At 51.4% G+C, this 12,364-nt stretch carries 8 protein-coding genes; all 8 read left to right on the forward strand.

The window, feature by feature from the left end; genetic code table 11:
• Positions 1-33: 33 nt before the first annotated feature.
• The 8 genes from uppS to ACYQ2N_RS16545 all read left to right on the forward strand — a co-directional run bounded on the left by uppS (position 34) and on the right by ACYQ2N_RS16545 (position 11,693).
• Positions 34-807 (forward strand): undecaprenyl pyrophosphate synthase, encoded by a 774-nt coding sequence (uppS, locus tag ACYQ2N_RS16510; RefSeq protein ID WP_460000428.1) that lies wholly within the window; start codon positions 34-36, stop codon positions 805-807.
• A gap of 3 nt (positions 808-810) precedes the next feature.
• A complete protein-coding gene (locus ACYQ2N_RS16515; protein WP_460000429.1) occupies positions 811-1,596 on the forward strand; it encodes a phosphatidate cytidylyltransferase in 786 nt (261 codons plus the stop codon).
• Between the two features lie 10 nt (positions 1,597-1,606).
• Positions 1,607-2,713 carry a sporulation integral membrane protein YtvI gene (ytvI, locus tag ACYQ2N_RS16520; RefSeq protein ID WP_460000430.1) on the forward strand — a complete coding sequence of 369 codons (1,107 nt, stop codon included), beginning with the start codon at positions 1,607-1,609 and terminating at the stop codon, positions 2,711-2,713.
• Positions 2,714-2,810: 97 nt separating this feature from the next.
• Positions 2,811-3,956, forward strand: coding sequence for a 1-deoxy-D-xylulose-5-phosphate reductoisomerase (locus ACYQ2N_RS16525; protein ID WP_460000567.1), 1,146 nt, complete (start codon positions 2,811-2,813; stop codon positions 3,954-3,956).
• Positions 3,957-4,020: 64 nt separating this feature from the next.
• On the forward strand, positions 4,021-5,082 hold the full coding sequence (rseP, locus tag ACYQ2N_RS16530) for an RIP metalloprotease RseP (protein WP_460000431.1): 1,062 nt from the start codon (positions 4,021-4,023) through the stop codon (positions 5,080-5,082).
• 23 nt (positions 5,083-5,105) lie between these two features.
• A complete protein-coding gene (gene ispG / locus ACYQ2N_RS16535; protein ID WP_460000432.1) occupies positions 5,106-6,185 on the forward strand; it encodes a flavodoxin-dependent (E)-4-hydroxy-3-methylbut-2-enyl-diphosphate synthase in 1,080 nt (359 codons plus the stop codon).
• 38 nt (positions 6,186-6,223) lie between these two features.
• Positions 6,224-7,948 (forward strand): proline--tRNA ligase, encoded by a 1,725-nt coding sequence (locus ACYQ2N_RS16540; protein WP_460000433.1) that lies wholly within the window; start codon positions 6,224-6,226, stop codon positions 7,946-7,948.
• A gap of 55 nt (positions 7,949-8,003) precedes the next feature.
• Positions 8,004-11,693 (forward strand): PolC-type DNA polymerase III, encoded by a 3,690-nt coding sequence (locus ACYQ2N_RS16545; RefSeq protein WP_460000434.1) that lies wholly within the window; start codon positions 8,004-8,006, stop codon positions 11,691-11,693.
• Positions 11,694-12,364: the final 671 nt, after the last annotated feature.

Consider the following 12,364-nt stretch of genomic DNA (forward strand, 5'->3'; position numbering starts at 1 on the left):
TCAACTCAGCCTGACTCCCAAGGAGGTGGAATAATGTGGCTAAGTCCTTGGAAGCGTAAGCACAAAGAAATAGAGGCCTCAAGCCTTGATTTATCACGGCTGCCGCGCCACATTGCCATAATTATGGATGGGAACGGTCGCTGGGCCAAAAAACGCGGCTTGCCCCGGTCTATGGGTCACCGGGCTGGGGTCGAGGCTTTGCGTTCAGCAGTTAAAGAATGTTCCCGCTTAGGAATTGAAGTCCTGACGGTGTATGCATTCTCTACGGAAAACTGGCGTCGGCCTAAGGAAGAAGTGGGCGTGCTCATGTCTTTGCTCACAGAATACCTGCGCCTGGAGCTAGACGAACTTCATTCCAACAGGGTAGTGGTGCGGGCTTTGGGGGGGCTTAACGAACTGCCCCCAGAAGCCCAGCGCGAACTAAATAAAGCTTTTGAGCGCACCCGGAAAAATGACGGTCTCATACTTAATTTGGCTTTGAATTATGGCGGACGCGCTGAGATTGTAGAGGCGGTACAGGAAATTGCCACGCTCGTTCAACAAGGGAAGCTCAAGCCTGAGGAAATCGAGGCAGACACAGTCTCCGGTCATTTAGCTACGACCGGCTTGCCTGATCCGGATTTACTGATCCGCACGTCAGGGGAAATGCGTCTGAGCAATTTTTTGCTGTGGCAGCTTGCCTATAGCGAGATTGTGGTGGTCTCTGAATTGTGGCCGGATTTTAATGAAAAGTCTTTAAGTGAGGCTATTAAGGCTTACCAGAAGAGAGACCGGAGATTTGGCGGCCTTGCGGGCAGTAAGGAGTAGAATATGCTGGTTCGGATGATCAGTGCTTTGATCGGGGCCCCCTTGCTCTTGGGGCTTACATTCCTAGGAGGCTATTACACTGTATTCTTGATTAGCGTGCTCTCAGCCCTGGCTTTGATAGAGTTCCTGCGCATCGGGGAGAGGATCGGGGTCAGGGCTTGGTACATACCGGTGTTTGCCGCAGGCCTAATTTGGCTGTTAACAGTGTTTTGGGGTGATAGAGTATGGATGCTCCCACTCCTCCTCGTCTGGCTTTTAGTATGCATAGGGGCGTTTGCGCTTACTTACCCGGAAATTGAGCTTAGCTCTGCACTTTATAATTTTTTAAGCATTATTTATCCGGTCGTGTTAATGTCCCATCTTTACCTCGTGCGGGAACTGCCCGCAGGGGTAAAATGGGCTTTTCTTACATTCTTTTTGGTATGGAGTACGGATACTGGGGCATACATTATTGGCAGGGGGTTTGGACGACACCTGTTGGCCCCCAAGGTTAGCCCCAAAAAGACAGTAGAAGGAGCCCTGGGGGGACTCTTAACAAGTGTAGGAGTGGGACTTCTCCTCTGGCGCTATATGGGAGGGGCACCTTTGGAAGTTTTTCTCGGTCTGGCTCTAATCGTAGGGATTACAGCGCAGATTGGAGACCTTTTTGAGTCTGCTCTCAAACGATCTGCCCATGTGAAAGACTCCGGTCGCCTCATCCCCGGGCATGGCGGAATTCTCGACCGTTTTGACAGTTTTATGTTTGCGCTCCCACTCGTTTATTATTTCCTAGTGATTTTCAAATACTGAGGTGAAAAATGTGCGCTTGCTGCGGGAACACGGCTTAGGGCAGAACTTGAACAGGCTGGCGGTAATAGCCAGCATCCTTCTACTGTTAAAGCTGTTTACTTACATATTTCAGGAGTTTCTGCCCGTGTTCGGGCAAGTCTTAGGCACGGCGGTGGCCGCTTTTTTGCCATTCCTGTTAGCCTTTGTGTTGGCCTTTCTCTTGGAACCGGCGGTAATCACTTTGATGAGGGTGCTGCATGTGCGCCGCTCCTATGCTTCCGTGGCTACTTTGGTTTTAAGTCTTATTTTTGTTGGCCTTATTTTGTTTTTAATTGTGGCCAGGCTGTACACAGAACTTTCCGAGCTCTCGGCAATCCTTCCTAATTACGAATACCTGGCTTCTTTCATTCAAAGCCAAGTGGATCAAATCGAAAAATTTGTACGGGTTAATCCTCAGGTGCAAGCTACTCTTTACGACTCGGCCCAAAGTATTTTGCACTCCATCCAGAGCTGGGCCCGCACTGCAAGTGTTTGGATCCTTTACTTTCTGGCCGCGCTCCCCGGAGTTTTCATTGTGCTGGTGGTGTCCATTGTCGCTACTCTTTTGGTAAGTTCGAGTTATCCGGGAGTCAAAAAGTTTATCCAGTCCCTCTTCCCCCGGCGGTGGCATACCAGTGCCCATGCTATCAGCCAAGACCTGGGGACGGCAATCGTCGGATTTGTGCGGGCAGAAGCCATCCTGGTATCTGTGACCGCACTCATTACGATTATCGGGCTGTTGCTGATCGGGAACCGCTATGCGTTTACTTTGGGAGTTTTGGCCGGAATCCTGGATATTCTACCTATTGTAGGCACGGGAGTATTGTTTGTGCCCTGGATCCTTAGCTTATTTATAATGGGAGCAACCGGGCAAGGGCTTAAGGTGCTCTTAATCTGGGTCATTGCCGTAGTAGTCCGCCAATCCCTTGAGCCCAAGATTCTTTCCCATAACATCGGGCTTCACCCCCTGCCTACCCTGATTTCGATGTATGTCGGACTAAAACTCCTGGGCGGGGTGGGACTGTTGCTTGGGCCAGCCCTCATCATAGTGTATGAAGCCGTGCGCAAGGCCGGGGCTTTCAAAGGGCCCAAGGATTAAATTAGAGTAACGCTGTTCATCTTTATGCAGCACATTGCCCATTTGGAAGGTGCTAACAGTGATTATGAATACTGATATGCTAACGAGGTAGTTAATGATGAAAACACTGTCCATACTTGGTTCCACAGGCTCGATCGGGCGCCAGACGTTAGATGTTGTTAAGTCTAATCCGGATAAATTGCATGTGCATGCCCTGGCCGCAGGCAAGAATGTAAGGGCGCTGGAAGCACAGGTGCGTATTTTTAGGCCGGCTTTGGCTGTGATAATGGATGAACAGGGAGCCCGTGAGCTTAAAGGACTTCTTTCCGACCTCCCGGTTAAAGTTGAACAGGGAATGCAAGGGCTGCTGGCAGCAGTTTCGGCCCCAGAAGCAGATACAGTGCTCAACTCCTTAAGCGGGAGAATTGGGCTTGAACCAACTCTCAGGGCTTTGGACGCTAATAAGACCGTAGCTTTGGCCAACAAGGAGACCTTGGTCGCCGGCGGGGAATTGGTGATGGCGGCAGCGGCTAGAAGCGGCGCCCGCCTGCTGCCGGTGGACAGTGAACATTCGGCCGTTTTCCAGTGCTTGGAAGATAATCCCGGGAGTGTGGAGAAGATCATTCTCACTGCCTCCGGCGGGCCTTTCCGTGGCTGGAGACAGGAGCAACTCGCTCAGGTTACAGCAGAGGATGCTCTGCGCCATCCCAATTGGGATATGGGGGCAAAAATAACGATCGATTCAGCCACGCTCATGAACAAGGGGCTGGAAGTGATCGAAGCCCATTATTTATTCGGAGTCGATTACAATGAGATCGAAGTCGTGATTCACCCCCAGAGTATTATTCACTCCATGGTGCAATATAAGGATGGTTCGGTCTTAGCTCAGTTGGGGAGGCCTGACATGCGTCTGCCAATCCAGTACGCCTTAAGTTATCCGGAACGCTGGGAAAATGCGTTTGAGCGCCTGGATTTGGTCGGCAAAAACTTGACTTTTCTCGAACCTGACTTGAGAGCGTTTCCGGCGCTGGCTTTGGCGTACGAAGCAGGGAAGCGCAGGGGAACTCTGCCGGCAGTGATGAATGCAGCGAATGAAGTTGCAGTTCATGCTTTCCTGGAAGGCAAGTGTAGTTTTCCGGGAATCTATGAATCGGTCAGCTCCGTGTGTGGCGAGCATAAAGTCTTAGACTCTCCTAATCTGGAAACTATATTGGAAGCTGACGCCTGGGCCCGCGCCCGGACACAGGAAGTGCTCTCCTGTTAATAGGTCAAAATATGGAACGGGCAAATTAATTTGGGATTTCAGGTAAAATAAGGGGGATGCTTGTATGACTGCTTTAGCGATTGTGTTTGTGTTCGGTCTCCTGGTCATGGTGCACGAACTGGGGCATTTCCTGGTCGCCAAATGGGCCGGGATCAGGGTTCTGGAGTTTAGTTTCGGATTCGGGCCTAAGCTTGTGGGCTACAAAGGCAAGGAAACGTTTTATGCCATACGGCTCATTCCCCTGGGCGGGTTTGTAAGGTTATATGGCATGGACCCGGAACCGGACGAGAATGGGCAGGCAACAATCGGTTCGTCCGATGATCCATACAGTTATATGAATAAGCCGGTGTGGAAGCGCATGGCTGTTATTGTTGCCGGGCCTATTATGAATTTTATCTTAGCCATCGTTCTCTTTGTCGCTGTTTTTGCTTACTTAGGGATCCCGGCGCAGGCCCAGGGGAACGCCATCGGGTCTTTGGCCGAGGGCAAACCGGCGGTCACAGCCGGGCTCCTGGCAGGGGATAGGATTGTTGCCGTTGACAATACTCCCACATCGGATTGGAATACTCTTACTGAAGTAATTCATGCTAAACCGAATCAGGCTCTTGTACTCACAGTGGAGCGGCAGGGGCAAACCCAGACCCTTAAACTGACAACGGAAAAAGATGCTCAGACCGGGTATGGGATGATTGGAATCGGCCCGGAGATCGTGTATGAGCGGGTGCCCATTCTTCAGACCTTCCGCTTTGGCTTTGCGAGGACAATAGAATTTACCAAGTTTATCGTTGTGACGCTGACGCAAATGGTCACACGCCAGATACCCGCAGATGTCGGCGGGCCGGTGGCAATTGCTAAAGCAATCGGGGAAGGGGCCCAAGCAGGGTTTTCCAACCTTTTGGGTTTAACAGGGGTCTTAAGCATCCAGCTCGGACTCTTAAACCTTTTTCCCATCCCAGCGTTGGATGGTAGCCGTCTGGTCTTTCTCATAATCGAGGGTATACGGCGCAAGCCCCTGAACCCGGAAAAAGAGAACTTGATTCATCTTGTAGGGTTTGTCCTGCTGTTAGCCTTGATGATCGCGATTACTTATCGGGATATCCTGAACCTTTTTGTGAAAGCGGGGTAAGAAGACCTATCTCAGGAGGATGTATGTTGAGAAGGAACACAAGGCCTGTGCAGGTGGGCTCTGTCACCATCGGGGGCGGAGCTCCTGTTGTGGTGCAGTCTATGACTAATACCGATACGCGCGATGCCCGCGCAACGTTGGCTCAAATCTGCGCTTTGGCAGATGCCGGGTGTGAAGTGGTGCGCCTTGCGGTCTTAAATGAGGAGGCTGCTAAGTTTCTCGGTGAGATCGTGCGGGAAAGCCCGCTCCCGGTTATTGCCGACATCCATTTCGATTACCGCCTGGCTTTAATAGCCATTGAGCAAGGAATTCACGGTTTGCGCCTCAACCCGGGTAACATCGGGGCGCGCTGGAAGGTGCAGGAGGTAGTGCGGGCGGTGAAAGAACGGCTGATTCCGATTCGGATCGGGGTTAATGCCGGGTCATTAGAAAAAGACTTCTTAGAGAAATATGGCGAGCCAACGGCAGAAGGCATGGTCGCAAGTGCCCTCAGACATATATCCTTGCTTGAGGATGAAGGATATGACAAAATTAAGGTGTCGCTCAAGTCTTCCCAGGTTCCGTTGATGCTGGAAGCGTACCACCGGATCTCTGAACTTGTTGACTATCCCCTTCATGTGGGGGTAACGGAAGCGGGAACAGTGCGCTCGGGGGTTGTAAAATCGGCGGTAGGAATCGGCACTTTGCTGGCCGATGGGATCGGGGATACCATCAGGGTTTCCCTGACAGGAGACCCTGTACAAGAAATCCCGGTTGCTTTAGAGATTTTACGCGTTCTAGGGCTTAGACAGCGGGGTGTGGATCTAATAAGCTGCCCGACCTGCGGGCGCACGCAAGTCAACCTGGCACTGTTGGCCGAACAAGTTGAGGACAAGCTGTCCCAACTTCCGCCTTTGGATAAGCCGTTAAAAGTAGCGGTGATGGGCTGTGCGGTCAACGGGCCGGGCGAGGCCCGGGAGGCTGACTTTGGGATTGCCGGCGGCAAAGGGATGGGGTTGCTGTTCCGTAAAGGAGAAATAGTCGCGCGCCTGCCGGAAGAGGAACTTCTACCCGCACTCTTACAGGAGATTGAGGAGTATGTGCGCAAGCATCAAAGCTCGTAATAGTTTTTCAGACTTATCTTGAAAGGAATGGAATAACGATGCGTGTAAGCCAATTGCTGAACCCTACTTTGAGAGAAGTTCCGGCTGAGGCGGAAGTGGTCAGCCACCAGCTGATGCTGCGGGCCGGTATCATCCGTAAAGCTGCCGCTGGAGTGTATACTTATTTGCCCTTGGGTCTTAGAGTCTTGAAAAAGATCGAGCAAATCGTGCGCGAGGAGATGGACGCCAAGGGAGGGCAAGAGGTTCTCATGCCGATTATCCAACCGGCTGAGCTGTGGAAAGAAACCGGGCGCTGGGATCTGTACGGCGAGGAGATGTTCCGACTTAAGGACAGGCACGAGCGCGAATTCTGTTTAGGCCCGACTCATGAAGAACTGATCACAGACCTTGTCCGCGGCGAGGTGCGTTCATACAAACAATTGCCTCTCTTGCTGTATCAGATTCAAAATAAATACCGCGATGAGCGCCGTCCGCGCTTTGGCCTGATGCGGGGCCGGGAATTTGTCATGAAAGATTTATACTCGTTTGACCGGGATGACGCAGGTTTGGCGGAGAGCTACACCAAAATGTATGACGCCTATTGCCGCATCTTTAGCCGCTGCGGACTTACTTACCGACCGGTCGAGGCGGATGCCGGGGCTATCGGCGGGAGCGGAGGCACACATGAGTTTATGGTGTTAGCTGAGTCGGGCGAGGCTGCCGTCGTTTACTGCCCGGCTTGTGATTACGCTGCCAATGTCGAGAAAGCTGAATGCCGCCCGCGGCCCGTGAAAGACAGCGCTGCGGAGGGAGAATACCGTCTGGTCTATACCCCGGGTGTAAGAACAATCGAACAGATAAGAGAATTTTTAAGCGTGCCGAAAACCAGCCTTGTCAAATCTCTTCTCTATGATGGAGATGGCAAGTTCTTCTTGGTGTTAGTGCGCGGGGACCGGGAGATTAATGAAGTTAAACTAAATAACGCCCTAGGCGGCTTCATCTCTCTGAAACTGGCTGACCCGCAAAAAGTGCTGGAGACTTTAGGCTGTGAAGTTGGATCTGTGGGGCCGGTAGGGGTACCCGAAGGACTTAATGTAATCGCTGATCATGAAGTGTCTCTGATGACCGGGATCGTCTGCGGGGCCAACAAGAACGACCATCACTATGTTGACGTTGTTCCTGGCCGTGATTTTCGGATCGAGCAAGAGTTTGACCTGCGTATGGTAGAAGTCGGAGAGGAATGTCCTAAGTGCGGGGCTCCCCTGCAGGAAGCGCGCGGGATCGAAGTAGGGCAGGTGTTTAAGCTTGGCACGAAATACAGTAAAGCCCTTAAAGCTACCTACTTGGATGAGAACGGAGAGGAAAAGCTCTGTGTCATGGGTTGCTACGGAGTCGGCGTCAGCCGCACGATGGCGGCAGCAATCGAGCAAAACAACGATGCCGACGGAATCATCTGGCCGCTTCAGATTGCCCCTTACCATTGCATTATTGTCCCGGTTAATATGAAAGACGCCCTGGTGGCCGCAACTGCAGAGAAGCTTTATGGCGAATTGAAGCAGGCGGGAGTGGAAGTTGTTATCGATGACCGGGATGAGCGGCCGGGGGTTAAATTCAAAGACGCGGACTTGGTCGGCTATCCCATGCGCATTACTGTAGGCAGCAAAGCTCTGGCTAACGGGCACATTGAGCTGAGGACGCGCAAAACCGGGGAGACTGAGCTGGTTGTGCTCTCAGAGGTGGTTCGCTTGGTGCAAAAAACTGTCAAACAAGCCCTGGAACAATAAGAAGCATGGAGTGGTATCGCGAGGAACTAGACATAAGAAAGAGAGGGGAAAAGAGATGGCCAGGCCTCTGCCCTTGGGAGAAGTCCCGTTTCTGCTTGAGCTTCCGCCTGAATGGCAGGAACCGCTCAGCCCCTATCTGGCAGCCATTGTATTGAAAAAAGTTGAGGTCATTCCTAAGGAAGGTAAATGGGTTCTGCACTTGTTTACAACAAGCAAGCTGGATTCTTCGTTATTCGACCCTTTAACAGCTCTGTTGAAGGCTAGGGTGCCTGAAATTAAGGAAATCGCGCTTCATTTGGAATGCAATGTCCCGGTTTCTTCACTCACAGACATATGTTCAAGTCGCTGGGCTGAAATAATGGAAGATCTGGCAGGGCGTTTGCCTGCTGTGCAAGGCTGGCTGGGCCCTGATACACGGTACGAGGCTGAGGATGACCAGCTTCTTTTATACGTGCCTAATGCCTTGAGCATAGAGTATTTTCGGGCCAAGCACCAGGTTGTGGAAAACTATTTCCAGACTAAATTCCATTTAGGGGTTAGGGTAGCCTGTGAACTGGACGGAAAACCTTGCTTTGAAGAACACTTCCAGCAGGCAGAATTAGAGGAACAGGAGCACATTAAGCAACTTTTGTCAGTTCAGGCAACACCCGCCAAAAGTGCTCCGGCCAAAAAGACCTGCATACTTGGCCGGGAATTTAAGGGAGAACCCGTGCCCTTGCGGGAGATTCAGGATGAAGAACGTCAGGTTATCCTCAAAGGTGAAGTTTTTAACATAGAATACCGTACCTTAAAAAGCGGACGTCAGCTTGTGACCTTTGAGCTCAGTGACAGAACGGACTCCATCTCAGGTAAAATCTTTCTGCCTGAAGGTCAGACCAGTCTGGAGCTTAGTGACGGGGAATGGGTCATGGCGCGTGGACCGGTTCAGTATGACCGCTACAGCTCTGAGCTTACCTTGATGCCCAAAGACGTTATGCCTGCTCAACTGTCAATTCGTCTGGATAATGCGGTTGAAAAAAGAATAGAACTTCATTTGCATACCCGCATGTCGTCAATGGACGGAATTTCTGCAGCCTCTGACCTAATTAAAAGAGCGCAAGCATGGGGCCATGAAGCGATCGCTATTACTGACCACGGCGTGGTGCAGGCATTTCCGGAGGCAGTGGAGGCCGGACAGAAGCATGGAATCAAAGTCATCCTGGGAGTTGAAGGGTATTTGTTTGATGACTCCCTGGGGCCGCTTCCGGAAAAGGAACGCAAGAGCAGGCATATTGTCTTATTAGTCAAAGACAGCCAGGGGTTAAAAAACCTGTACAAGTTGATTACCCTTTCCCATCTCGAACATTTTTACCGCCGCCCCCGCCTGCCCAAATCCAAAGTGGCTGAGTTCAGGGAAGGGCTGCTTCTCGGTTCAGCTTGCGAAGCAGGAGAACTCATCCAGGCGATACTGCAGCAAGAACCCTGGCAGAAACTGAAAGAGATTGCGGATTTTTACGATTACTTGGAAATCCAGCCCCTTGGCAATAACGCCTTTATGCTAAAAAACGGGCAAGTGGCTAATCAAGAGGGCTTGCGCGAGCTTAACCGCACGGTGCTCCGCCTGGGACAGGAGCTGGGCAAGCCGGTTGTCGCGACCGGAGACGTCCATTTTCTGGACCCGGAAGATGAATACTACCGCCGCATTCTCATGGCGGGCAAAGGGTTCGAAGATGCGGACGAGCAAGCGCCCCTCTATTTTCATACTACCGATGAGATGCTGGAAGAGTTTGCGTATTTGGGAGAGGAAACGGCGGCGGAGGTTGTGGTGCGTGCTCCGCAAAGCATCGCAGCCCAGATCGAAGTCTTAAAGCCTTTCCCGGATGACCTTTTTTCTCCCAGTATCCCGGGAGCGGAAGAAAAGATTGAGAACATGTCCTGGGAGCGGGCGTATGAGCTTTACGGCAAGCCCTTGCCTGCGGTCGTGACGCAGCGCCTGGAAAAAGAGCTCAAATCCATTATCGGGCACGGTTTTTCTGTCCTTTATTTGATCGCCCATCTCTTAGTGAAGAAGTCTAATGACGACGGCTATCTGGTCGGTTCCCGGGGGTCTGTGGGCTCTTCCCTGGTTGCGACCATGACCGGGATTACCGAAGTTAATCCTCTGCCCCCGCATTACCGCTGCCCTAACCCGGATTGCCTGCATTCCGTCTTTGTGGAGGACGGGAGCGTGGGCTCCGGAGCAGACCTCCCTGATAAAGACTGCCCTCAGTGCGGGCAGAAAATGGCCAAAGACGGACACGATATTCCGTTTGAGACCTTCCTCGGTTTCAAAGGGGACAAGGTTCCGGATATTGACTTAAACTTCTCCGGGGATTACCAGCCCCGCGCCCATAAATATACGGAAGAACTGTTCGGCAAAGAGTATGTTTTCCGCGCCGGAACCATTGCCACGATTGCCGACAAAACCGCCTTTGGCTATGTTAAAAACTATCTCGAGGAACGCAAAGTCAAAGTCCGCTCCGCGGAGATGATGCGCCTGGTGCGGGGGTGCACCGGAGTCAAACGCACTACCGGCCAGCATCCGGGAGGGCTCATGGTCGTGCCCAAGGAGTTTGACGTCCACGACTTCACTCCCTTGCAGCGGCCGGCGGATGATCCGAAGTCAGAAACGATCACAACGCACTTTGACTACCATTCCATCTCCGGCCGCTTGGTCAAGCTAGATATTCTCGGGCATGACGATCCGACCGTCATTAAGATGCTGGAGGATTTGACCGGGGTCGACGCCAAGAAGATCCCTCTGGATGACCGCAAGACTATGTCCTTGTTCGCCAGCCCGGAGGCTCTTGGGGTGACGGAGGAAGAGATCCGCTCTAAAACCGGAACCTACGGGATTCCTGAATTCGGCACCAAGTTCGTGCGCCAGATGCTGGAAGATACGAAACCCAAAAGTTTCTCCGACTTAGTCAGGATTTCCGGGCTTTCGCACGGGACAGATGTCTGGCTGAGCAATGCCCAGGATCTGGTGCGCGCCGGCACCGCCACCATCTCCGAGATTATCGCCTGCCGCGATGACATCATGGTCTACCTGATTTATAAAGGGCTGGAGCCGGGCCGGGCTTTCAAGATCATGGAAGGGGTGCGCAAGGGCAAGGGGCTGAAGCCGGAAGACATCGAAGAGATGAAAGCCCATGACGTCCCGGACTGGTATGTTGAGTCCTGCCAAAAGATTAAATACATGTTCCCGAAAGCCCATGCCGTGGCCTATGTCACCATGGCCTTCCGCATTGCCTGGTTCAAACTTCATTATGCGGAAGCTTTTTATGCCACTTTCTTCACCGTGCGCGCCGATGAATTTGACTCCGACTTGATTACCCAGGGGCCGGAGGCCTGTCGCCAGAAAATTGAGGAGATCGAAGGCAAAGGGAATGAGGCCACGGCCAAGGAAAAGAACTTGGTCACGATCCTCGAACTGGCGGTCGAAATGTTTTGCCGGGGAATTAATTTGCGTAAAGTGGACTTGTGGGAATCTGACCCCACCCGCTTCCTCATCACTCCAAGCGGGCTCCTGCCTCCCTTTGCTTCCCTCCAAGGCTTAGGGGATACAGCCGCCAGGAGCCTGGCGGCACTTCGGGATGAGCATGGCATTCTCTCAGTTGAAGATTTGCGCACTCATCCCAAACTGACCAAGACCGTGGTGGAAATCTTGGAGAAGCACGGCTGCCTGCAGGGTCTGCCGGATAGTAATCAGATCAGTTTGTTTTAGGGGAATGGGCAATAGACGAAAGGACGCCGTTGACGAGTATAAAGGTCAACGGCGTTTCGTATGTGTCGAATTACATATGAATTAGTTAGCCCATTGAAAGAGAGATATTTTGACCTATGAAATTCTTTTAGGATTGGTCTTCGAAAAAAGTTAGTAGTTCAGTGTAACCTTTTAGCTGTCAGAATTGTCTTACTTATAGAAAGACAACAGGACGTTATTAATTGAGGAGCCTTGAAATCTGGAGCTGCATAATCAGAAATGTTTATTATAACGAAAGGAGTGCGCTTAGGGTTAAATTTAGCCTTTGGAAAGATAAGCTGTTTTAGAACCTTTAGGTCTTCTTTCAGGTAGGCAAACCAAGCATCGATATGCTGGGACATCATGATACCGTAATGCGTAGGTACCACATCTTAGTATATATCCTAAGTATTTAGATGGCTTCAGCCATTTGAATAAAGACGCCCTCAGATCATCAATACCTGCAAAGTACCATTTGATCTGAAGGCGTTGCCCCTACACAAAGTAGGTATTTTAATACTATACCTACTGGGGATATTTGTGAAGGGAGATTTTTAAATAAGGAGGTTAAATTTTCAAAATCATTATCCCTAAATTGAACACTCTCTGTTAAAAACTATGACCCAGAATTAAACGGATTTTCCAAGTTGCTT

It is taken from the genome of Paradesulfitobacterium aromaticivorans (genome assembly GCF_054657415.1).